19 protein-coding genes are annotated in these 22404 nt (G+C 71.0%); 6 read left to right on the forward strand and 13 right to left on the reverse strand.

The genetic code is table 11. From position 1 onward, the window contains the following. Positions 1 to 120 precede the first annotated feature (120 nt). From H036_RS25190 to H036_RS0100310, 4 genes are read left to right on the forward strand one after another with little or no spacing between them, the layout of a single operon-like run. Complete coding sequence (locus H036_RS25190; RefSeq protein ID WP_017932765.1) at positions 121 to 1050, forward strand: hypothetical protein; 930 nt, start codon at positions 121 to 123, stop codon at positions 1048 to 1050. Continuing rightward, positions 1047 to 2330 (forward strand): peptidoglycan-binding protein, encoded by a 1284-nt coding sequence (locus H036_RS0100300; RefSeq protein ID WP_017932766.1) that lies wholly within the window; start codon positions 1047 to 1049, stop codon positions 2328 to 2330. Before H036_RS25190 ends, H036_RS0100300 begins: the two co-directional genes overlap by 4 nt. A gap of 6 nt (positions 2331 to 2336) precedes the next feature. After that, on the forward strand, positions 2337 to 3035 hold the full coding sequence (locus H036_RS0100305; RefSeq protein ID WP_017932767.1) for an ABC transporter ATP-binding protein: 699 nt from the start codon (positions 2337 to 2339) through the stop codon (positions 3033 to 3035). Next, entirely contained in the window at positions 3022 to 4248 is a 1227-nt protein-coding gene (locus H036_RS0100310) for an ABC transporter permease (protein WP_017932768.1), read from the forward strand. Before H036_RS0100305 ends, H036_RS0100310 begins: the two co-directional genes overlap by 14 nt. Positions 4249 to 4262: 14 nt before the next feature. On the opposite strand, the gene H036_RS0100315 is transcribed toward H036_RS0100310, so the two are convergent. From H036_RS0100315 to groES, 12 genes are all read right to left on the reverse strand, one after another. Next, positions 4263 to 5180 carry an NAD(P)H-binding protein gene (locus tag H036_RS0100315; protein ID WP_017932769.1) on the reverse strand — a complete coding sequence of 306 codons (918 nt, stop codon included), beginning with the start codon at positions 5178 to 5180 and terminating at the stop codon, positions 4263 to 4265. Next, on the reverse strand, positions 5177 to 6466 hold the full coding sequence (locus H036_RS0100320; RefSeq protein WP_017932770.1) for an FAD-dependent oxidoreductase: 1290 nt from the start codon (positions 6464 to 6466) through the stop codon (positions 5177 to 5179). The genes H036_RS0100315 and H036_RS0100320 overlap by 4 nt, the downstream gene beginning before the upstream one ends. A gap of 78 nt (positions 6467 to 6544) precedes the next feature. Next, positions 6545 to 7255, reverse strand: a complete 711-nt coding sequence (locus H036_RS0100325; protein WP_017932771.1) for a DUF1684 domain-containing protein — start codon at positions 7253 to 7255, stop codon at positions 6545 to 6547. Between the two features lie 105 nt (positions 7256 to 7360). Continuing rightward, positions 7361 to 8158, reverse strand: a complete 798-nt coding sequence (locus H036_RS0100330) for a DUF1684 domain-containing protein (protein WP_017932772.1) — start codon at positions 8156 to 8158, stop codon at positions 7361 to 7363. A 29-nt stretch (positions 8159 to 8187) separates the two neighbouring features. After that, the gene (locus tag H036_RS0100335; protein ID WP_017932773.1) at positions 8188 to 9153 is read right to left on the reverse strand and encodes a transporter substrate-binding domain-containing protein; all 966 of its coding nucleotides are present in this window, start codon (positions 9151 to 9153) and stop codon (positions 8188 to 8190) included. 26 nt (positions 9154 to 9179) lie between these two features. Beyond that, positions 9180 to 9953, reverse strand: a complete 774-nt coding sequence (locus H036_RS0100340; protein ID WP_017932774.1) for an amino acid ABC transporter ATP-binding protein — start codon at positions 9951 to 9953, stop codon at positions 9180 to 9182. Next, the gene (locus H036_RS0100345; RefSeq protein ID WP_232421777.1) at positions 9950 to 10927 is read right to left on the reverse strand and encodes an amino acid ABC transporter permease; all 978 of its coding nucleotides are present in this window, start codon (positions 10925 to 10927) and stop codon (positions 9950 to 9952) included. Before H036_RS0100345 ends, H036_RS0100340 begins: the two co-directional genes overlap by 4 nt. 84 nt (positions 10928 to 11011) lie before the next feature. Next, positions 11012 to 12421 (reverse strand): MFS transporter, encoded by a 1410-nt coding sequence (locus H036_RS0100350; protein ID WP_017932776.1) that lies wholly within the window; start codon positions 12419 to 12421, stop codon positions 11012 to 11014. After that, the gene (locus H036_RS0100355; protein WP_017932777.1) at positions 12418 to 13800 is read right to left on the reverse strand and encodes an LLM class flavin-dependent oxidoreductase; all 1383 of its coding nucleotides are present in this window, start codon (positions 13798 to 13800) and stop codon (positions 12418 to 12420) included. The genes H036_RS0100350 and H036_RS0100355 overlap by 4 nt, the downstream gene beginning before the upstream one ends. Before the next feature lie 10 nt (positions 13801 to 13810). Next, positions 13811 to 15271: an LLM class flavin-dependent oxidoreductase gene (locus H036_RS24085; RefSeq protein ID WP_017932778.1), complete on the reverse strand. Its 1461-nt coding sequence runs from the start codon at positions 15269 to 15271 to the stop codon at positions 13811 to 13813. Between the two features lie 145 nt (positions 15272 to 15416). Beyond that, positions 15417 to 17045, reverse strand: a complete 1629-nt coding sequence (gene groL, locus H036_RS0100365; RefSeq protein WP_017932779.1) for a chaperonin GroEL — start codon at positions 17043 to 17045, stop codon at positions 15417 to 15419. Positions 17046 to 17143: 98 nt separating this feature from the next. Then, positions 17144 to 17437 (reverse strand): co-chaperone GroES, encoded by a 294-nt coding sequence (groES, locus tag H036_RS0100370; RefSeq protein WP_017932780.1) that lies wholly within the window; start codon positions 17435 to 17437, stop codon positions 17144 to 17146. Between the two features lie 258 nt (positions 17438 to 17695). On the opposite strand from groES, the gene H036_RS0100375 reads away from it, so the two are divergent. Both H036_RS0100375 and H036_RS21330 read left to right on the forward strand, forming a co-directional pair. Beyond that, a complete protein-coding gene (locus H036_RS0100375; RefSeq protein ID WP_017932781.1) occupies positions 17696 to 18874 on the forward strand; it encodes a class I SAM-dependent methyltransferase in 1179 nt (392 codons plus the stop codon). Between the two features lie 188 nt (positions 18875 to 19062). Then, complete coding sequence (locus H036_RS21330; RefSeq protein ID WP_017932782.1) at positions 19063 to 21198, forward strand: MMPL family transporter; 2136 nt, start codon at positions 19063 to 19065, stop codon at positions 21196 to 21198. 89 nt (positions 21199 to 21287) lie between these two features. On the opposite strand, the gene tsaD is transcribed toward H036_RS21330, so the two are convergent. After that, positions 21288 to 22337 (reverse strand): tRNA (adenosine(37)-N6)-threonylcarbamoyltransferase complex transferase subunit TsaD, encoded by a 1050-nt coding sequence (tsaD, locus tag H036_RS0100385; RefSeq protein ID WP_017932783.1) that lies wholly within the window; start codon positions 22335 to 22337, stop codon positions 21288 to 21290. Positions 22338 to 22404: the final 67 nt, after the last annotated feature.

A 22404-nucleotide genomic window follows, 5' to 3' on the forward strand; every position in this document is an offset into this window, starting at 1 on the left:
GGCGGTCGCGGCCCGCTGCTCTCCATCTTCGTAAGCTCACGACATTTTGTCCAGATCTGTGTGGACGAATGAGATCTATCAGGACACATAGGTGGCGAGATCCCTTCTGAGGAGGCCACCATGAAGCCCACCCCATTCCCAGCCCGTCTGATCGCGACGATCGCCGTCCTCGGCGTCACTGTGATGTCCGCAGGAGCCTGCGACGCCACCTCGTCGACGCACGCCAACACCAAGCCGCCGGCGATCCACTCCGCCCGCCCCATCTCCTCATCGCGCCAGATCGAGCTTCCCCTCGCCAGCTACCTGGACACTGCCGCCGACGAGCAGGCCTACTTCGCGGCCGTGAGCGTGGAGCAGAAGCGATGTGCCGCGCGGTACGGCGTCACCTCGACCATGCCGATCACGAGCCAACCGAGCGAGCGCGATCTCGCGAGCACCCGCCGTTACGGTGTCGTCGACGCCGACGAGGTCGCCCGTTACGGCTATCACCTGCCGCCTGACATGGCCGGCTCCGATGACGACGACAAGGCCGACGGATGGAACCCGTCGGGTCACGAGCGCGTCGTGATGGATGGCACCGAGCCCGACAGCACCCCCGTCACCACCGACCCCGAGACCGGCAAGAAGCTTCCCCAAGGCGGCTGCGCCGCCGAGGGCTGGCGGGTCCTCGCCGAAGGACAGGCGGCTCCGGGCACCAACGACCTCGTCACAGATCTCCTGGGGCAGGCTTGGAAGGACACCGTCGCCGACCCTCGCGCCCTCACGGCGGCCAAGAAGTGGTCTGCGTGCATGGCCACGCACGGCTACGACTTCAAGCATCGCTGGGATGCCGGCAACTCGGTCGGCCAGGCGTCGCAGCAGACCCAGATCGCCATGGCCAAGCTCGACCTGGCCTGCGCGACCCAGACGGACTACATCGGCGTCTGGTACGCGGTCGACTCGGCCTACCAGCGGCGCCTGATCGACCAGCATCAGGACGAGCTCGAGGAGATCCTCGACGGCAACCGAGCCTTGATGACTCGGGTGAACAAGATCCTCCAGGGACGATGAGCTCGGCACGATCGGCCCGCCGTCCGGCGGCCAAGCTGCTCTGCGCGGCGCTCATGCTCACCATCGCAGCACTGTCGCTGGGCTTCGTCGCCGGACGGATGGTGAAGTCGCCGGCACAGGCACTCGCCGAGACCGCTGCGCCCGCGCCCACCGTCCTCACCGCGCCGGTGACCCGCCAGCGGGTCACAAGATCGGTCACCTTCGATGCGACCGTGACCCGGCGGCGCGTGACGCAGGTGCCTGCCCCGAGCGTGGATGCGCAGAGCGCTGTCGTCACCCGCCTGCCCGCCCGCACCGGGACCCGCATCCGCAGCGGAGATCTCATCGCCGAGATCTCGGGCCGACCGGTCTTCGTGCTGCCCGGTGTGCTGCCCAGCTACCGCACGCTCACCCCCGGGAGCCGCGGGCCCGACGTGCGGCAGCTGCAACAGGGCCTGGCAGCCGCCGGCTACGGCGTCACCGTCGACGGCGCGTACGGAGCGGCGACCGCAGCAGCCGTCGATCGGCTCTACCGCTCTCACGGCTACGAGCCCACCGTGGTCGGGGGCGACGGCGTCAGGAGCGCCGTCGACGCCGTGCGCCAGGCGCAGCGAACGCTGGCGGAGACCCGAGCGAGCAAGGCGGATCACAGCGCACTGAGCGATGCACGCGATGATCTCAGCCGCGCAGAGACCGCACTCATCGCCGCCCGGGCGAAGGCGGGGGCCGAGCTGCCGTGGGGCGAAGTCGTCTTCCTCCCGTCCTTGCCGGGCGAGGTGGGGGCGTTGAGCGTCGCCGTCGGCGACCGAGTCCAGGACGACCTGATGACGGTCACCAGCGGTCCCCTGGTGGTCGTGGGCGCTCCGGTCGCAGCCGACGCGCGGCAGATCAAGACGGGCGACGCTGCTCGAGCGCTGCTCACCCCCGGTGGTGACGTCTCCGGGACGGTCGTGGGCCACAGGGCCATGCCTGTGAGCGACAGCGACGGCGGGGACCAGGCCGCCGGCTCCACCGTCGCCTTCGTGATCCGACTCGCAACGCCACTCAAGCGCCGGCTCGCGGGGTCGCCGGCACGCGTCGTCGTCACGGTCGCCAGCACGCCGACACCGGTCCTGGCCGTGCCGCTGTCGGCGATCGAGTCATCGGCGAACGGATCCACGTCGGTCGCCGTGGTGCGAGGGCGGCGGCGGATCACGATCCCCGTGACCCCCGGCTTCAGTGGCGACGGCGTCGTGGAGATCACCCCTGACGCTGCCCTCAGCGAGGGCGAGCGGATCGTCGTCGGAACCCAGGACGGCTGATCGGCGATGGATCAGGACCTCGCCTTCGAGCTCACCGACGTCACCAAGGCCTACGGCGATCCTCGCGGCCACCACCCGACCTTCGTCGCTCTGCGCCGGGTGACGCTGCGCATCCCGGTCGGCGGCCTCACCACGATCGTGGGGCCGAGCGGCTCGGGGAAGTCCACCCTGCTCGGCCTGCTCGGCCTCCTGGACCGGCCCACCGAGGGCACCCTGCGCATCCTGGGACAGGACACGAGCACGGTGAGCGAGCGCCGCCGGTGCGCACTGCGCGGGCAACACCTCGGCTTCGTGTTCCAGGCCTTCCACCTGATGGCGCATCGCACCGTCCTCGACAACGTCATGGTCGGCGGCCTCTATCGCGGGCTGAGCCGTCCCGAACGCACCAGCGAGGCGATGCGTCGGCTGGAAGCCGTCGGTCTGAGAAATAAGTCGACCGGCCGGGTGGAGACGCTCAGCGGCGGCGAGCGTCAACGGGTGGCCATCGCACGAGCGCTCGTCGGATCGCCGGAGGTGCTGCTGTGCGATGAGCCCACCGGCAACTTGGACAGCAGGAACGGGGAGGCCGTCGCAGACCTCCTGGTGCGGCTGGCCGGCAGCGGCATCACCGTGGTCATGGTCACCCACGACCCGTCGATGGCCGGACTCGGCGACCGCACGATCACGGTGCGCGACGGAGAGGTCACCGACCATGCCACGTCCTGAAGGCCACCCCAGGCCGGACCGCCTCGGCATTCTCGACGAGGCGGTCGCGGCACTCACCCAGCGCAAGACCCGTACGGCGCTCACCTGCCTCGGCACGGTGCTGGGCATCGCCGTACTCGTCTCCGTGCTGGGCCTCACCGCGACGGCAACCTCGCAGATCGACAGTAGGTTCACAGCGCTGGCGGCCACCGAGGTGACGATCACGCAGGCGGACCAAGACGTCTCCGTGCGCACGCTCGCGTTCCCGGACGACTTCGCACAGCGCGCCGGCCAGATCAACGGTGTGGAGCGTGCCGGGCTGACGTGGAACGTGTCCTCGCAGGTCGCGTCGGTATCCGCCTCGGCGCTGCCCGGCCCGCCGGACCCCGGGGTAGCCCAGACGCCGGTGATGGCGGCCACGCCCGAGGCGCTCCAGGTCGCTCGCGCCCGGATGCGGGAGGGCACCGTCTTCAACGGCTTCGATCAGGCGCATGCTGCCCATGTGGCGCTGGTCGGTCCGGTGGTGGCCGCCGACCTCGGCATCGGCTCGCTGGAGGCCGCGCCCAGCATCCGGATAGGCGGCACCTCCTTCACCGTCATCGGCGTCATCGCCTCGGTCACCCGCCATCCCGAGCTGCTCAGCGGCGTGGTGATTCCCGCAGCCACCAGCCGCACCTTGTGGGGCGATCCCACGCCCGCAGACAAGCCGACGGGCTGGGTCGAAGTGCGCCGCGGCGCCGGCCAGGTCGTCGCCGACCAACTCGCGGTCGCGATCTCACCAGAGACGCCCGAGCGCTTCGAGGTCGTCCCGCCACCGGATCCGCGGCATCTGCGCGGCATGATCAGCGGCGACCTGCAGGGACTCTTCTTGATCCTCGCGCTCGTCTGCCTGGTCGTGGGCATGGTCGGCATCGCCAACACCACGTTCGTGACCGTCATGGAACGGGTCGGTGAGATCGGCCTGCGCCGCGCCCTCGGCGCGCGTCGTAGCCAGATCGCTGGACAGTTCTTGGCAGAGGCGGCAGTGATCGGGCTCCTCGGAGGCTTCGTCGGTGCGCTCCTCGGAACCGCCGCCGTGGTGTCGGTGGCGTTGCTGAAGCACTGGAGCGCCGTCGTCCCCTCGGGGCTGATCGTCGCCGGGCCGCTTCTGGGTGCCATCACGGCGGTCGTGGCCGCCACCTATCCGGCGCTACGTGGCGCGCGGGTGGAACCGCTGGAGGCGCTGCGTTCCTAACGGCGCGGAGTCGATCACTCGCCCAGCGCGCGGCGGACCGCTTGCCGGTAGCCCAGCGGCTCGCCGGGGACCAGCTCGCGGATGTCCTGGTCGTGCTGGACGACCTCGTTGCGCATCGAGTCGATCAGGTTGCGGGCGGTCACGGGATCGACGTCGGTCACCAGGGCGATCCAGTACGACGAGAGCCGCGGGGTCAGCACCGGCACCTCGAGGATCGGCAGCGACCGGCCGTGCAGCTCCTCGGCGGCCTGCTGCAGCATCGCGGTGTAGGTGAGCCGGTCGGCGCCGCCGAGCTCGAAGGTCCTCCCGAACGCCGCCTCGTTGCCGACCACGCCGGCCAGGTAGCGGACGACGTCGTCGATCGCGATCGGCTGGGTGCGGGTGCTCGCCCAGCGCGGCACCACCATCGCGGGCAGGTGCTTCACCAGCTGCCGGGTCAGCTCCCAGGAGATCCCGCCGGCACCGACGATGATCGCCGCGCGCAGCACCGTCAGCGGTACGCCGGAGCTGGCCAGCAGCTGCTCGACCTGGCGCCTCGACCGCAGGTGCGCGGAGAGGCCGTCCTGCTCCTCGCCGAGGCCACCCAGGTAGATCAGCTGCCGCACCCCCGCCTCCTGCGCCGCGATCGCGAACGCCCGCGCCGCCTCCGCGTCGCGGCGTTCGAAGTCGGCCTCCCCGAGCGAGTGCACCAGGTAGATCGCCACGTCCACGTCGGTCAGCGGTTCGAGCAGCGAGTCGGGGTCGCCGACATCGCCGTACACCGGCTCGCCGGAGCCGTCGTAGGCATCGGGGTGGCGGGTCATCGCCCGCACCCGATGGCCGGCCCGCGCGAGGACCGGGACCAGACGGCTGCCGACGAAGCCTGTCGCACCGGTGACCAGGACGGTCAGGCCCTCCCGGCCGCCGCCGGTCACCGCGCCCGCGGAGCTCACGCGAACTCGCCCAGCGAGGCGAAGGAGGCGAGCACGGCCCGCGCCGCCCGCGCGCCGCTGACCAGCGCACCCTGGGTCGAGGCGGTGTCGCGGTGGTCACCGCAGACCAGGGTGACCTCGTCGACGCGCTGGCGCGCCCGGAAGTGCAGCGGCGCAGGCTGCACCGGCAGCGCATGCGGTACGACGTCGCGGCGCAGCAGGGTCAGCCCGGCTTCGGAGCCGCCGAGCATCGCCGCGGCGTGGCGACGTACATCCGACTCGGGGGCGGGCTCCGCGCCTGCCGGCAGCAGGCTGGTCGCCTGCACCAGGTGGCGGCCTGCGGGCGCGTAGCTGGGAGCCGCCGCCGAGACGACGCACGCGTTCACGGCCGGACCCCGGTCCTGCCGCACGTCGAGGTGCAGCAGACCGGTGGTCTCGGGCGCCTCGTCGACGGCGTACCAGTCGGTGACCAGGCCCTTCGGCTCCGGCGCGACGAGCCGCGCCCGACCCAGCAGCGACTCCGCCGACCAGGCATCGGTGGCCACCACGACCCGGTCGGTCGTGATCGTCGAGCCGACGGTCCACACACGGGCGCGTCCGTCGATCTCCTCGACGTGCTCCACCTTCTCGCCGAACCGGATCCGGCCCGCCAGCGGTGCGGCCATCGCGTCCGGCAGAGCCTGCATGCCCGCTCGCGGCAGGCCCGGCCGGCCGCGCGCGAAGCTCCTCATCAGCAGCAGCGCGAACGCCGCAGACGTCTCGCCCTCGTCCTCCAGAACGACGCCGGCCAGGTAGCGCTCCAAGGTCGCGCGCAGCAACCCGTGGGCGCCGACCTTGTCCAGCGAGACGCGGAGCGAGGTGTCGGGACGAGCCTGGAGCAGGTGGCGCGCGAGGCCGTGCTCCTTCCGCATCCCGGTGAGCAGCGGCGCGGCCCACTTCCCCAGCGCCCACAGCTCGGCCGGTCGCGGCAGCGCGGTGAGCGCGCTCGCGCCGGCGAGCCGGAACGCACGGGCCGGGTCCGCGACGGTGTGGGCGCCGTCGTCGGCGAGCACCCGAGCGCCGGCCGGGAACGGTTGCACCTCCAGCGCGGCCACATCGACGGCGGCCCTCAGCGCGTTGTACGCCGGGTTGGCCACCTGGAAGCCGCGATCGAGCAGGAAGCCGTCCACCCGGTCGGTGCGGATGCGGCCGCCGACGCCGTCACCCGCCTCGAGGACCAGCACGCTGCGGCCCGCCGCCTGCAGCAGGCCGGCACAGCGCAGCCCGGCAACCCCGGCACCGACCACGACCACCTCGACGTCGTCCATGACGTGCTGTGCCCCGGAGAGGCGGTCGCCACACCCCGGTCGCGGCGGGGGCGCCGGCGGCGCTTCCCCGCCCACCGATCAGAGCCGGGCGAACTCCGGGATCTTCTCCCCCGCCTCGACGGCGAAGGGCAGCGTGTTGCCCGGCGGCGGCACCGGGCAGGTGGCGAAGTCGGTGTAGGCGCAGGGCATGTTCGTGGCGCGGTTGAAGTCGATCTCTGTCCGGCCCTCGGCATCCGGGGCGGGCAGCAGGAGCTGGCGCATCGCGGCGTAGGTCGTGACTCCCGAGGTGGCGTCACGGAACAGCACCCAGAGGCGACCATCGTCCTCGACCTCGGCGGCGAGGCGGTGCTCACCGCCGACGTGCTCGAAGACCACCCGGCCGTCCTCATACGTCGCGGCACGCACCCACCCCGGATCGGCCGGGTAGGTCGGGGTCTCGACGTAGGCGTGCAGGTTGGCGGCACCGGCACGGCGCGGCCGCACGATCGGGCCGCCCGGTCTGGCGGCCACCTCGGCGATCCCTCCCTCGAAGCCCAGCCGCACGCCGTCCTCGTCCAGCGGGCCGAGCACGTGCGTGCCGGGGCCGAGGTCGCCCAGGGACTCACCCTCGGCCAGCGTGACGATCGCGGTCGCGTCGCTGCCGGACCACTCGCCGGGCACGTCGGCGTATCGCTCCGGCTCGGCCCCGAGCCAGCGGATCGAGCTGATGGCGAGCCAGCCGTCAGTCGCCCGCAGGCCGGCCTCCCGCGCCTCGTGCCACGCCTGCCAAGCCTTCGCGAAGTCGCTCACGCGACCCATTGTCCCGCGATGGCGGCGCGGCGGTGCGAGGGCGCCGGCGAGGAGATGGGTGAAGGGGCACGACCGTGCCCCTTCACCCATGTCGGCGCGACGCCCCTAGACCGGCGTCTGCTCCCCCGCCTCGACCGGGAAGGGCAGCCGGTTGCCGGCGGGCGGCAGCGGGCAGGTCGCGTGCGGGGTGTAGGCGCACGGGAGGTTGGTGGCGCGGTTGAAGTCGATGACGACCTCGCCACCGCCCGCGCGTGCGGCCACGGTCAGGCTGCGGACCGCGCCGTACGTCGTGACGCCCGCCGTGGCATCGCTGAACAGCACCAGCACCGTGCCGGCGGCGAACCCCGGGAAGGCGGTCAGGGCGTACTGCTCGCCGTCATGCTCGAACTCGATGCGGCCGACGGCGCCGTACACGTGCTCCAGTCCGTCGACGACCGAGCCGACAGTGGTCGCGACGGGCTCCTCGAAGGGCACGTAGCGCCCGGACACGGCCCACTCCGGGCTCGGCCCGTAGGCAGGCGTGCCGGCGAAGGCCAGCCGCAGCGGGTTCTCCGGATGGCGGGGCCGGATCAGGTCGCTGCCACCGCGCTTGGCAACCTCGATGACGGCGTCGCCGAAGACCGCGTCGACGCCGCCGCGCTCGGGGATGACGCCGAACGCGTGCCGGCCGGTCACCTCGATGCCGTCGACCACCAGCGACTCGTCGGCGGCCAGCTCGACCACGACGCCGTCCGGACCGGTCGACCAGGCGCCGGGAGCGTCGTCCCAGCGACTCGGCTCGCGGGTGAGCCAGTGCAGCCCGGTCACCGCGAGGAAGCCGTGCGGGGAGGCGAAGCTCTCGTCCTTCGCCCGGTGCCAGCGCTGCCAGTCCTCGACGAAGGCGTCGGTCTCCTGGATCGTCATCTGTTGCTCCTGTGCTGTCGTGACGCCGGTCAGAAGGCCGGCGTGGGGTTGAACTCGGACTTGCTGATGCCCGACCCGCCGACGCCCCACTTCTCGAAGATCTTGGCGTAGGTGCCGTCCTGGATGAGCTCGTTGACCGCATCGACCAGCACGTGCGCGAGCGGGGCGCCCTTGGCGGTCACGAAGCCGACGTCGGTGGAGCTGACCTCGCCGAGGAACTTCAGGTTCGGCTGGTGCGCGACGAGATACTTGTCGCCCAGCGTCGGGCCGAAGTAGAGGTCGGTCTGGCCGTTCTGCAGGCCGAGCAGGATCGAGGAGGTGTCGCTGTAGTACTTCGGCGTGTACGGCTTGAGCCCGGCGGCGCTGCACTGCTTGATGCCCGCGTCCAGGATCTGCTGGAAGCTGGAGCCGGCACCGGTGGAGACGGTGTGCCCGCAGACATCGGTCAGCTTGGTCACGCTGGTCAGGTCGCTGCTCTTGGCGGCTACGAAGCCCTGGCCGTCCTTGAGGTAGGTGGCGAAGTCGACCACGGGCAACCGGGCCGAGGTGACGGCGAAGTTGTCCTGGCCGACGTCGTACTTGCCGCTCTGCACGCCGGGCACGATGGTCTCGAAGGCGCCGTAGGAGACCTTCCAGTCGACGCCAAGTACCTTGGCGACGGCGTCGCGCAGGTCGACGTCGAGGCCGATCTGCTTGTTGGAGGTGTCCGAGCCACTGTGCGGCAGGCCCGCCGAACCGGTCGCCTCGGTGGTGCCGAGGGTGAGCACGCCGCTGGACTTGATCGCCGCAGGCAGCTCGTCGTGCAGCTTCGCCACGGTCTGCACCGAGGAGACGACGTCCTGGGTCGGGATGGCGTCGGCCGAGGCAGCGGTCGTCGTCTGGGCGCCGACGGACTGGTCGGCCGCGCTGAGGGTGTCGGACGAGCTGCCGCAGCCGGCGAGTGCCACCAGGCTCACGGCGAGTCCGGCCAGGGCGGTCGGCTTGAGGATCTTCACGGGTTTCCTTCTCTCGGGTGGGGCCGCTAGAGCACGGCGGACAGGAATGCGCGGGCGCGCTCGTTCCTGGGGTTGGCGAGCACTTCGCCGGGAGGCCCGGCCTCGACGATCCGGCCGCCGTCGAGGAAGACGACCTGATCGGCCGCCTCGCGGGCGAAGCCGATCTCGTGGGTGACCACGATCATCGTCAGACCGGCGGCCGCGAGATCCTTCATGACGCCGAGGACCTCGCCGACCATCTCCGGGTCCAGCGCACTGGTCGGCTCGTCGAAGAGGATCAGCTGCGGGTCGTTCGCCACCGCCCGAGCGATGGCGACGCGTTGTTGCTGGCCGCCGCTGAGCTGGCGCGGGTAGGACGCCTCGCGACCGGCGAGACCGACCTTGGCCAGCAGCTCACTCGCACGGGACTCCGCAGCCTTGCGGCGTACGCCGGCGGCCAGCTGGCCCTCGACGATGTTCTCCAGCACGGTCTTGTGCGGGAACAGGTTGAACTGCTGGAAGACCATCCCGATCTTCGCGCGCTGGCGGGTGACGGCACGGTCGGGCAGCTCGCGCAGCCGCTCACCGTCCCGGCGGTAGCCGATGATCTCGCCGCCGACCTCGACGAAGCCCGCGTCCGGCTTCTCCAGGTGGTTCACGCAGCGCAGCAGGGTGGACTTGCCCGAGCCGGAGGGACCGAGCAGCACCGTCACCGAGCCGGCCGGTACGTCGAGGTCGATGCCCTCGAGCACCTGGTGGCGGCCGAAGTGCTTGTGCAGGCCACGGATCCGGACCAGCGCAGGGGTCACCGGGGCGCTCACACGAGCCCCGCCAGGTCGCGACGGACCGTGCCGGCGAACGGCAGGCTGCCGCGCGCGACCTCCCACAGGCCGCGCGGCGCCGGGCCGCCCTTGCCGCGGGCGTAGTGCCGCTCCACGAAGTACTGCCCGATCGAGAGGACCGTGGTCAGGATGATGTACCAGATCGTGGCGACCAGCAGCAGCGGGATGATCAGGTAGTTCTGCTCGTAGATCAGCTGGACGCTGTGCAGCAGGTCGTGCGCAGCCAGGACGCTGATGATCGAGGTGGCCTTGAGCATGCCGATCACCATGTTGCCGCTAGCCGGGACGATCGCCGGCATGGCCTGCGGCAGCACGATCCGCCAGAAGATCCGGGCCTTGCCGAGGCCGAGCGACTTGGCCGCCTCGCTCTGGCCGTTCTCCACCGAGAGCAGGCCGCCCCGGATGATCTCCGCCGAGAAGGCGGCGACGTCGAGGGTCAGCCCGACGTACGCCGCGAGCAGGGCGGTGAACAGATGCGCGGTGTGGATGGTGGCGAAGTGGTGCACGAACGGGACGTCGAGCGAGAGCGTCGGGTAGAGCGAGGCCAGGTTGGACCAGAGCAGGAGCTGCACCAGTGGCGGCACCGAGCGGAAGAACCAGACGAAGCCGAAGCTCACTGTGGCGAGCACGGGGTTGCGCGAGAGTCGCATCACGGCCAGGCCGATGCCGAGGATGTAGCCGGAGACGACCACCGCGACGGTCAGCCAGATGGTCAGCAGCAGACCCTCGAGGATCGAGGGACGCAGGAAGAAGTAGCGCACCACGTCCCACTGGAAGTGCGGGTTGGTGAGGACGCTGTGCACCAGCGCCGCGACGGCGACGAGCGCGACCAGCGCCGAGATCCATTGTCCGGGCTTGCGCCGCGCGACCAGCCGGGCCGCGACGAGCTCGTCGTCGCCCGGACGCCGGTCGAGCGTGTCCACCCCATCGGTGGGTTCCACTGCCAGGCTCACGTCGCCTCCTCGGTAAACTACAAAGTCGATTGATCTTATCGAATTACAAGACAGATGCTAGTACGTCGTCCACATCGCGTCGCCTCAGCCCCGCCGCACGGCGAAGACGAGCGACAGCAGCTGCAGCCCGACGCCCAGCCCCAGCGCCGCGCCGACCCGGCCCGGCGCCGGCACTCCCCCGGCCGTGAGCGCGATGCCGGTCGCGGCCGCGATGCAGACCGTCGCCGAGAGCCGCTGAGCGAGCTGCAGGAATCCGGCCGCCACCCCGCGCGACGCATCCGGCGTGTGGAGCAGCGTGGTGGCCCGGTTGGGCGCGTCCACGCAGCCGCCCGCGAGCCCGGAGACCGCGTTGGTGGCGCAGAGCGTGACCACGGCCGCGGCCGCGCCGAGATGGGGAAGGGCGAGGGCGAGCGCCAGGCAGACCAGCGCCTGGACCCCGATCGCCACCGCGATCAGCCGGGTGCCGAACCTCGCGGTCAGCCGCCAGCTGCGCGCCGAGCTCCAGGCGAACGCCGCCGCATTCGGCAGGAAGGCCGCCGCGACCAGCAGCGGCGTGACGTGCCGGTCCTCGAGCAGGAAGAGGGTGACCACCACGTTCTGGGCCTGCCCGGCCCCGAACCAGAACGTCGAGACCAGCGTCCCGCTGACGAAGCCCGGAGCCGCAGCCAGCGCGGGCGGGACGATCACCGCACCGGGTACGCGAGCGCCGGCGTACCTCTCCCAGGAGACGAACGCGATCAGGGCCGCCAGTGCCGCGGCCACCAGCCCGGCCGCGAGCGGGGTGGGCAGTCCCGGCTGCACGAACGGCAGCAGCAGCGCCATCGTCGCCACCGCCAGGAGGCTCAGGCCGAGCAGGTCCAGCCGGACCCGGGCGCCCGGGTCGCACGGCTCGGTCCGCGGCAGCCAGCGCAGCCCGAGGACCATCGTGCCGAGAGCCAGCGGGGCGCTGAGGGCCACCACCGCCCGCCACCCGATCGCGCCCGGAAGCACCGTGATCAGTGTCGCGCCGATCACCGGCCCGACCAGACCGGACAGGCCCCCAGCCACGCCGTACGCCGCCAGCGCCTTCACGCGGTCGGCGCCGTCGAAGAGATCCTGGACCAGGCCCAGCACCTGGGAGCTGATCACGCCGGCCCCGACGCCCTGCAGCAGGCGCGCCAGGATGACGAAGCCCGCCGCGGGCGCCAGCCCGGAGACCAGGCTGCCGATCCCGAAGAGCGCGATGCCGCCCAGGAAGAGCGGCCGGCGACCGCGGAGGTCGCCGAACCGCCCCGCCGGTACCAACGCCAGTCCGAAGGTCAGCGAGTAGCTCGCCAGCACCCACTGGACCTGCGCCGTCGAACCGCCCAGGTCGCGCGCCATCGAGGGCACGGCCAGGTTGATGACCGACTGGTCCACCAGCGTGGTGAAGCCCGCGGCCAGGCAGACCCACAGCCCCAGCGGCCGGGTCGGCGCCGCATCGATCGAGGTTGCCGACCCGGCTGCCAGGGTCACGCGGTCCGGGCCCCGACGGTCCCGCCGGCACCGTCCACGACACCGTCCACGACCCCCGGCAGGGCCAGGTGGTCGCGCAGCGTGGTGCCCTCGTAGGCGGCGCGGTAGACGCCACGCTCCTGCAGCTCGGGGACCAGCAGGTCGACGATCTCGGTGAGCTGTCCCGGCAGCTGGTACGGCGTGACGTTGAAGCCGTCCACCGCCCGGGTCCGGACATAGTGTGCCCACTCCTCGGCGATCTCCCCCGGCGTACCGATGAACGAGGGGTGCGCGAGCTGCACCTGCCGGGCGAGGTCGACGATGCTCAACCCCTGCTCCTTGGACAGCTCGCGCCAGGCCTGGACCTGCGCATGCTTCCCGGTACGCCGATCGATCGACAGCGTGCCTCGGGACGGATCGAGCTCGCCCTCGGCGGGCTCGATGTCCGGCAGCGGCCCGAACGGGTCGTAGGACGACAGGTCCGTGCCCCAGTACTGCTCGAAGAACGCCAGCGCGCGGGCCGGCGAGACTGTCTGCTCGTGGATCCAGCGCGCCTTGTCCTCCGCCTCGGCGCGGGTGGCGCCGAGCACGACGCCCGCGCCGGGCAGGATCCGGACCGCGTCGACGCTGCGGCCGATCCGGCGCAGCCGCGCGCGCAGGTCCACGGCGTACGCGACCGCCTTGTCGTAGGCCGTGTTGGCCGAGAAGACCACGTCGGCGTGGGCGGCGGCGAGCTCGCGGCCGCCATCGGAGTCGCCGGCCTGGAAGAGCACCGGCCGCCCCTGCGTGCTTCGCGGCACCGAGGCCACGGCTCGGAAGTCGACCAGGTCGGTGTGCCGCTCGACCGTCGTGCCGACCGGTGTGCCCCACAGCTCCTTGGCCGCGTCGACGAACTGGCCGGCGCGGTCGTAGCGACGCTCGTGCTCGAGCCAGCCCGGACGGCGGAAGTTGCCGCCGGTCCAGGCGTTGTCGGTGGTGACGATGTTCCAGCCCGCGCGACCGCCGGAGAGGTGGTCCAGGCCGGCGAGGCGACGCGCCAGGTCGGCGGGGTAGCTGTAGGTGGTGTTCTGGGTCGCCACCAGGCCGATCCGCTCGGTGACCGCCGCCAGCGCGGCGAGCTGGGTGATCGAGTCGGGCCGACCGGAGATGTCGAGCTCGTAGACCTTGCCGCGGTTCTCCCGCAGCCGCTGGCCGTCACCGAGGAAGAACGCGTCGAACAGGCCGCGCTCCAAGGTCGTGACGACCTCGACGAAGGTCGCGACGCTGGTGTGCGACGTCGATTCCGCCCACAGCAGCTGCGGGCCGACGCCGGGATAGAACACCCCGAGGTGGACGTGTGCGGACGGGTCGGGTGCAGCACCGGTGTCGGGGGTGCCGTAGCGCTCGGCGGGACTGGTCATGGGGCCCTCCTCAGGCGGGTACGGCGTAGCGGTTGGCGGGGCGGCGCAGTCCGAGCGACTCGCGCAGCGTCGAGCCGGGGACGGGCGGACGATGCAGTCCCGCCTCGCGCAGCCGCGGCAGCACCTGGGCCGCCAGGATCGCCAGGTCCGCGGCGGAGGTCGGGTGCAGCCGGACGCCGTCGACGGTCTCAGCAAGCCGGATCAGGCGGCCGGCCAGCTCCTCGGCGGCATCAGGCCGATCGTCCAGGTCGACCTGCAGGTCCGCGAAGATCCGGGCCACCCCGCTGGCGTGCGCCCGCTCGATCCCGTCGGGATCGGGGACCAGCGCGATGTCGGCGGCATCGCCGAGCCCCAGGGCGACGTCGGCGATCACGACCACCTGGCCCTGCGGCGGACGCGGCGTGATCAGCGGCCCGACGATGTCATAGGTCGCACCCTCGAAGTCGACCCGGTGCAGGCGGTCGCTGGCGACGAAGCGCCCGGTGGCGACGTCCTTGACGATCGCGTCGTCCTGCCAGGAGTCCCACAGCCGATGGGCCACCTCGACCGCGTCACGCGCCTCCTGGCGGGCCTGGTCGGTGGTCAACGCCGGGCTGCCGACGGTGGCCAGCGCCGCGGTCGAGTCGGGAGCCGTCACGATCCACCCGGCGCGGCCGTCGGTGGCGTGGTCCAGGCTGGCCAGCTGGGTGGCCAGGTGGAAGGGCTCGGCGGTGGTCACCGGCAGGGTCGGCGCCAGCCCGATCCGGTCGGTGAGCAGAGCGGCGTACGACGCCCGGGTGCCGGCATCGACCCCGACCTCCGCAGCGGCGCCGACGCCGGTCGGCGCGCTGGCCGGCGCGTCCGCGAATGTCACCAGCGCGAACCCCTCCTCCTCCGCCCAGCGCACCCACGTCCGCACTCCTGCGGCATCCCGCGTCAGGGCACCGAGCTCCACGGCGAGAACCAGCCCGCGTGCCTCCTGCGCGGCGCCGCCGTCGAGGTCGAGAGCGAACGCGTACAGCACCCGTCCGTCGTCGAGGACGTGGGTCTCGCGCTCGTGCAGCCGCCGGAAGCCCAGCCGTGCGTAGAGCGCGTGCGCGCCCGTCATCTGCGGGCCGCTGTTCATCACCACCCGGGCCCGGCCGCGGGCTCGGGCGAGCTCGATGACGTGCTCCACGAGGAGCCGACCGACACCGCGGCGTCGAGCGCCCGGCGCGACCGCGAGCAGTCGGAAGTCGAGGTCGTTGTGCCGGGCGACCCGGCCGACCGGCCCGTTCTCCCCCGGCGTGGTGACCGCGCCGAGGAGCTCGCCGGACGTCACGTCCTCGGCGACCCAGACCTGGTGGTCGCGGTCCCATCCGGCGACGTCGAGCAGCCGTTCCCGGTAGTCGGGGTCGAGCTGGTAGTCGTTCTCGTAGGCGGCCAGCGTCAGCTGGGCGACCGCGTCGTACTCCTCGCGCCGGATGCGGCGTACCTGTAACGTTGATGTCACAAAGACGATCATATTGATCGAGTTACATGTTTTACAATGTGTCCACGTTGCGAGAGTCCCGCAGCGCCTGAAATGCCGAGTCGGCGCGATCGCAGGCTGTTGCCTGCGATCGCGCCGACTCAGATGGGTCGAGCAATCTTAAAGATCAATGACCGTGGCCGTGCCCGTGGCCGTGACCGGCGGCGGCCGCCGGCTCCTCCTCCTCGGGCTTCTCCACGATCAGCGTCTCGGTGGTGAGCAGCATGGCCGCGATCGAGGTGGCGTTGACCAGCGCGGAGCGAGTCACCTTCACCGGGTCGATGACGCCCTGGGCGACCAGGTCGCCGTACTCGCCGGTGGCGCCGTTCCAACCGTTGCCGACGCCGGCCTCGCGGACCTTGCTGACCACGACGTAGCCGTTCTCGCCACCGTTCTCGGCGATCCAGCGCAGCGGCTCGTCGACGGCCTTGCGCACGATGCGCACGCCGGCGGCCTCGTCACCGGTGAGACCGAGGTCGTTCTCCAGCGCGGAGGCCGCGTGGACGAGGGCCGAGCCGCCGCCGGCGACGATGCCCTCCTCGATCGCGGCACGGGTCGCGGAGACGGCGTCCTCGATGCGGTGCTTCTTCTCCTTGAGCTCCACCTCGGTGTGCGCGCCGACCTTGATCACGCAGACACCGCCGGCGAGCTTGGCGAGACGCTCCTGGAGCTTCTCGCGGTCCCAGTCGGAGTCGGTGCTCTCGATCTCGGCCTTGATCTGACCGACGCGGCCGTTGACGGCGGCGGGGTCGCCGGCACCGTCTACGATCGTGGTGTTGTCCTTGGTGACCACGATGCGACGGGCCTGACCGAGCACCTCGAGGCCGACCTGGTCGAGCTTGAGACCGATCTCGGCAGCGATGACCTGACCGCCGGTCAGGATCGCGATGTCCTCCATGATCGCCTTGCGACGGTCACCGAAGGCCGGACTCTTGACCGCGACGGCGTTGAACGTGCCGCGGATCTTGTTGACCACCAGGGTCGAGAGCGCCTCGCCCTCGACGTCCTCGGCCAGGATGAACAGCGGCTTGCCCGCCTGCATGACCTTCTCCAGGATCGGGAGAAGCTCCTGCACCGAGGAGACCTTGCCCTGGACGAGCAGGATGTACGGGTCGTCGAGGACGGCCTCCATCCGCTCCGGGTCGGAGACGAAGTACGCCGAGATGAAGCCCTTGTCGAACTGCATGCCCTCGGTGAACTCGAGCTCGGTGCTCGGGGTGTTCGACTCCTCGACGGTGATGACACCGTCCTTGCCGACCTTGCTGAAAGCCTCGGCGAGCAGGTCGCCGATGTGGCTGTCACGGCTGGAGATGGTCGCGACCGAGGCCATGTCGGACTCGTCGTTGACCGGGCGGGCGGCGTCGCGCAGCGCCTCGCCGACCTTGGCGGCAGCGGCATCCATGCCGCGCTTGAGGCCCATCGGGTTGACGCCGGCAGCGACCGCGCGCAGGCCCTCGTGGACCATCGCCTGGGCGAGCACGGTGGCGGTGGTGGTGCCGTCGCCGGCAACATCGTTGGTCTTGGTGGCGACCTCCTTGGTGAGCTGGGCACCAAGGTTCTCGAAGGGGTCGTCGAGCTCGATCTCACGTGCGACGGTGACACCGTCGTTGGTGATGGTCGGCGCGCCCCACTTCTTGTCCAGGACGACGTAGCGGCCCTTGGGGCCCAGCGTCACCTTGACTGCGTCGGCGAGCTTGTCGACGCCACGCTCGAGGGCGCGACGGGCGTTCTCGTCGAACTCCAGGATCTTCGGCATGAAAATTTCCTCTGTCTGGTCAGAAATGGATCCGGGACGTCATACGAGTGGCTGCCGGGGCGGCCGGTTCGTATGACGTCCCGGAATCAGGCGCTGTGTCAGGCGATCACAGCGAGGATGTCGCGCGCGCCCAGGATGAGGAACTCCTCGCCCGCGTACTTCACCTCGGTGCCGCCGTACTTGCTGTAGATGACCTTGTCGCCGACCGCCACGTCGAGCGGGATGCGGTTGCCGTTGTCGTCGACACGACCCGGACCGACGGCCAGGACCTCGCCCTCCTGGGGCTTCTCCTTGGCGGTGTCCGGGATGACCAGGCCGGACGCGGTGGTCTGCTCAGCCTCGACCTGCTTGATGACGATGCGGTCCTCGAGAGGCTTGATGTTGATCGACACGGTGTCGACCTCCCCTTCACACTGATCTGCTGTTGGGTGATGAACGTGGTTTGCCTGTCTCCCGGGCACGCCGTCGCGGGGGTCGTGCTCGTGTCGCAGGCGTTGGCACACTCGATCCGAGAGTGCCAAGTCAGACGTTAGCACTCAGCCACAACGAGTGCCAGACCCTCCCCGCCCCGGAACCAGTAGGCCGAGCCTGTCGAGGCGCCTCGACAGGCTCGGCGTACTAGCTCGACGGCCTCGGCGTACGGTGTCGCCGTGGACCTCGATGCCTTCGCCTGGTTGCTCACCGACGCCGGCCAGGAAGTGCTCGCCCGCGCCGTGACGCTCGGCGGCGAGGACCCGCTGAAGGCACAGTCGGCGTTGCGGCGGGAGTTCGCGGATGTTCCCGCGCCGTACGTCGCCGTGGCGATGAGCCAGGCCGGTCTGCGACGCCGGGCGACGGCGAAGTTCGGTGCGCTGGCCTCCTCGATGTACTTCACTCCCGACGGGCTGGAGCAGGCGACCCGGCTGGCCGTGGCCGAGCACCGCGCCGCCCGGCTGGTGGCCTTCGGAGCCGGCACCGCCATCGACCTCGGCTGCGGCATCGGCGGCGACCTGATCGCGATGGCGCGGGCCGGCATCACCGCTGCGGGCGTCGACCTGGACCCCGAGCGGGTCGCGGTGGCGCGTGCCAACCTCGACGCCCTCGGCCTGCCCGTCGCGGTCTCCGTCGCGGACGCGACCGAACTCGACCACACGGCCTTCGCGGTGGCCTTCTCCGATCCGGCACGGCGGACCAACAACCGCTCCCGCGGGCGGCTGCTGGACACCGACGGCTGGACCCCGCCGTGGTCGTTCGTGCTCACGCTGCTCGCGCGCGACGCGTGTGTGAAGGTCGCGCCGGGCATCGCGCACGAGATCATCCCCGAGGGGGTGGAGGCCGAGTTCGTCAGCGATCACGGCGAGGTCAAGGAGGCGGCGCTGTGGTCGGGCCGGTTGGCCACCGTGCGCCGGCGGGCGACAGTGATCGGCGAGGGTGGCCTGGCGACGCTGACCGACGAGGACGACCCGGGCGCGGAGGTGCGGCCGATCGGCGAGTACCTCTACGAGCCCGACGGCGCCGTCATCCGGGCCGGCCTGGTCACCGCGGTCGCGGCCGGCGTCGGCGGTGGCCTGCTGGACGAGCAGATCGCCTACGTCACCGGCGACCAGTCCTTCCGTACGCCGTTCGCGCGCGGCTACCGGGTGCTCGAGGAGCTGCCCTACCGGGAGCGTGCGCTGCGGGCGGCGCTGCGCGAGCGCGGCATCGGCCGGCTGACGATCAAGAAGCGTGGGGTCGCGATCGTCCCCGAGGAACTGCGCCGGCGGCTCGCGCTCGAGGGTCCGAACGAGGCGACCATCGTGCTGACGCGGGTCGCCGACGAGGGCACCTGCCTGCTGGTGCAGCCGTTCTGAGGACCGGCGTACGGCTCTGGGGAACGGCTCCAGGCATGGCCCCGGCGCGCTCTTTTCGGGCACCCGGCGCGCATTTCGTGACACTTGTCAGGGGTCGAGGGTGCGGTTGGTCGTGAATCACCCTGACGTACCCCTGAGATGCCCCTGGCCGGAGCAGAAATGTCGCCTTGCTCGGTTAGGTTAAACCCATGTTCGGAGCCCTAGGCCGCGCCGCGGCCCGTCGTCCTTGGTACATCATCGCCGCCTGGCTGGTCCTGACCGTGCTCGTGGTGGCGTTCGCCCCCAAGCTCAAGTCGACCACCGACCAGTCCGACTTCCTGCCGCAGCACTACGAGTCGATCAAGGCCACCAACCTGATGTCCTCGGCGTTCCCGCAGCAGGACGACGCGGGTGCGACCATCGTCTTCTCGCGGCCCGACGGCTCCCCCCTGTCGACGGCTGACCTGGCCAAGGCGGGCCAGATCGCGAACGGTCTCAAGCTCGGCTCCGACTACACCTCCGTCGGCCAGGTGACGGCCTCGGACTCCAAGCAGGTGGCGATCGTCAACGTCGGGATGACCGACAACGTCACCGGCCAGGACCAGAAGGACTTCGACCAGGTCACCGACATGCGTGACCAGCTCACCGCCGCCACCAAGGGCACGGACCTGAAGGCTCAGACGACCGGCACGCTGCCGCAGTCCTACGACCAGGCGCAGTCGGGGCAGAACGCCGAGGCGATCGTCATGCTCGCCACCATCCTGCTGATCCTGATCCTGCTCGGCATCATCTTCCGCAGCGTGATGGCGGCCGTCTCCCCGATCCTCATGGTCGTGGTCGCCTTCCTGGTGTCCGAGGGCTTCATCGGCATCGCCGCCAAGGTGTTCAACCTCAAGGCCGACAGCTCGCTGACCGTCATCCTGGGCGTGGTGCTCTTCGGCATCGGCACCGACTACTTCCTCTTCTACCTCTTCCGCTTCCGCGAGCTGCGCCGCAAGGGCGTTCCGCACAAGGAGGCCGTGCTGGGCGCTGTCGAGCGTGCCGGGGAGGCAATCGCCTCGGCCGGCGGCGCGGTGATCGTCGCCTTCCTGACGCTCTCGCTGTCCTCGCTGGGCATGTTCCGGTCGATGGGTCCGGCGCTGGCGATCGCGGTGGCGGTCATGCTGGTCGCAGCTCTCACCCTCGTCCCCGCTGTGGTCAACGTGCTCGGCCGTGCGCTGTTCTGGCCGTCCAAGAAGTGGGACCAGGCGCCCAAGGACAGCCGTGGTTTCGGTGCGATCGGCACCTCGCTCGGCAAGCACCCTGCGCGCTTCGCGGCGGTCTCCGGCGGGCTGCTGGTGATCCTCACCCTGTTCATCTTCGTCGGCGGCGGCTACAACCCGACGTTCGACCTGAGCTCGTCCAACTCGGCCTCGGGTGTGGAGTCGGCGCAGGCCACCCAGACGATGGAGGACGGCGGCCTGTCTGCCGGCGCCACCCAGCCGACCCCGATCGTGCTGACCTCCGACAACGGCGCTGCGCTGGACAAGGCCGACTTCGCCGGCTTCCAGGCCACGCTGGCCAAGGTGCCCGGGGTCGCGCAGGTGGCCCCGCAGGCGATCCCGTCGAGCGACGGCAAGACCGCGCTCTTCATGGTCACACTGAAGGACGACCCGTCCTCCGATGCGGCGATCAGCACGGTCAAGAACGACCTGCGGCCCGCCGCCCACGACGCCGCCCCGCAAGGTTCCTCGGCGTACGTCGGGGGTCTGACCGGCGTCTTCGTCGACTTCCAGGCGGCGATGAACCGGGACTACTCGGTCGTCTTCCCCGTGGCGGCGATCATCATCATGATCATCCTGGGCCTGGTGCTGCGCTCGCTGGTCGCGCCGTGGTACCTGATGCTCTCGGTCGCGCTGGGCTTCGGCGCGACGCTGGGTGCGGCGGTCATCGTCTTCCAGCACATCAAGGGTGACGAGGGCCTGGTCTTCATGCTGCCGATCCTGATCTACCTCTTCGTCGTCGCCCTCGGCACCGACTACAACATCTTGATGCTGACCCGATTGCGCGAGGAGGCGCGGGAGGGTCGCGAGCCACGCGAGGCAGCCGCCGAGGCGGTCAAGCACGCCGGCCCGACCATCGCGGTCGCGGGCCTGATCCTGGCCGGCACCTTCGCCTCGTTGATGCTCGGCGGAAACAGCTTCCTGCTGACGCTCGGTTTCTCGGTCGCCTTCGGCATCGTGATGGCGGCGTTCGTGATGGCGATGTTCTTCACGCCGGCGCTGACCGCGCTCATCGGCCACGCGGCCTGGTGGCCGGGTCACGCCGACAAGGTGGACGAGAAGAAGGAGCTCACCAGCGTCTGAGCCGGACCACACACGTCGAGAGGTCACTTTCGGCCGCTTGAGTGTCCACCGCGGTGGACACTCAACGCCCCGAAAGTGACCTCTCGGCGTTAGGCGAGGACGTGGGTCACGGGCTGGGAGGAGTCGGCAGGAAGGTCGAGCGCGGAGGGGGTACGGCCGCGGGCGACCATCTCGGCCCCCAGCGCGGCCACCATCGCACCGTTGTCGGTGCACAGGCCCGGGCGCGGCACCCGGATTCGGATCCCCAGCTTGGCGCCGCGCTCCTCGGCCAGCACCCGCAGCCGACTGTTCGCGGCGACGCCGCCGCCGATGACGATGTCCTCGATGTCCAGCGAGGAGGCGGCGTCGAGCGCCTTGCGGACGAGTACGTCGCAGACCGCCTCTTGGAACGACGCGGCCACATCGGCGACGGGGACGGGCTCGCCGGATCGCTCCCGAGCCTCCACCCAGCGCGCGACGGCGGTCTTGAGTCCGGAGAACGAGAAGTCGAAGCGGTGCCGCTCCAGGTCCCGGCGCGAGCTCAGTCCGCGCGGGAAGTCGATCGCGACGCTCGAACCGGAGGTCGCGGTGCGATCGATGACCGGGCCGCCTGGGAATCCGAGACCGAGCAGCCGGGCCACCTTGTCGAAGGCCTCCCCCGCCGCATCGTCGATGGTGGCGCCCATCGGCTCGATGTCGCCGGTGACGTCACCGACCTTCAGCAGCGAGGAGTGACCGCCGGAGACCAGCATCGCGAGGCAAGGCTCGGGCAGCGCGCCGTGCTGGAGCTGGTCGACGGCGACATGGGCAGCCAGGTGGTTGACGCCGTACAGGGGCTTGTCCAGGCCGATCGCGAGCGCCTTGGCCGCGGCCACGCCGACCAGCAGGGCACCGGCCAGACCGGGGCCGGCGGTGACGGCGATCGCGTCCACGTCGCGCGGCGCGATACCGGCCGTCTCGCAAGCGCGTTGGATGGTCGGCACCATCGCCTCGAGGTGTGCCCGCGAGGCGACCTCGGGAACGACGCCGCCGAAACGGGCATGCTCCTCGACGCTGCTGGCGACGGCGTCGGCGAGCAAGGTGTGGCCCCGCACGATGCCGACACCGGTCTCGTCGCAGGACGTCTCGATGCCGAGGACGAGAGGCTCAGACGACGTCATGGGCCCATTGTGCCGGTCGGTGCCGCGCCGGCCGGCAACGGACCTGCGTCAGATCGTGACCCTTGCG

The organism is Nocardioides sp. Iso805N (genome assembly GCF_000364605.1).
In the GTDB taxonomy this organism is placed as follows: Bacteria; Actinomycetota; Actinomycetes; order Propionibacteriales; family Nocardioidaceae; genus Nocardioides.

Excerpts from the sequence above, each read along its gene's own strand:
- H036_RS25190 (WP_017932765.1), top strand. The coding sequence starts at position 121 with ATGAAGCCCACCCCATTCCCAGCCCGTCTGATCGCGACGATCGCCGTC.
- H036_RS0100300 (WP_017932766.1), top strand. The coding sequence starts at position 1,047 with ATGAGCTCGGCACGATCGGCCCGCCGTCCGGCGGCCAAGCTGCTCTGC.
- H036_RS0100305 (WP_017932767.1), top strand. The coding sequence starts at position 2,337 with ATGGATCAGGACCTCGCCTTCGAGCTCACCGACGTCACCAAGGCCTAC.
- H036_RS0100310 (WP_017932768.1), top strand. The coding sequence starts at position 3,022 with ATGCCACGTCCTGAAGGCCACCCCAGGCCGGACCGCCTCGGCATTCTC.
- H036_RS0100320 (WP_017932770.1), bottom strand. The coding sequence starts at position 6,466 with ATGGACGACGTCGAGGTGGTCGTGGTCGGTGCCGGGGTTGCCGGGCTG.
- H036_RS0100330 (WP_017932772.1), bottom strand. The coding sequence starts at position 8,158 with ATGACGATCCAGGAGACCGACGCCTTCGTCGAGGACTGGCAGCGCTGG.
- H036_RS0100355 (WP_017932777.1), bottom strand. The coding sequence starts at position 13,800 with ATGACCAGTCCCGCCGAGCGCTACGGCACCCCCGACACCGGTGCTGCA.
- groL (WP_017932779.1), bottom strand. The coding sequence starts at position 17,045 with ATGCCGAAGATCCTGGAGTTCGACGAGAACGCCCGTCGCGCCCTCGAG.
- H036_RS21330 (WP_017932782.1), top strand. The coding sequence starts at position 19,063 with ATGTTCGGAGCCCTAGGCCGCGCCGCGGCCCGTCGTCCTTGGTACATC.
- tsaD (WP_017932783.1), bottom strand. The coding sequence starts at position 22,337 with ATGACGTCGTCTGAGCCTCTCGTCCTCGGCATCGAGACGTCCTGCGAC.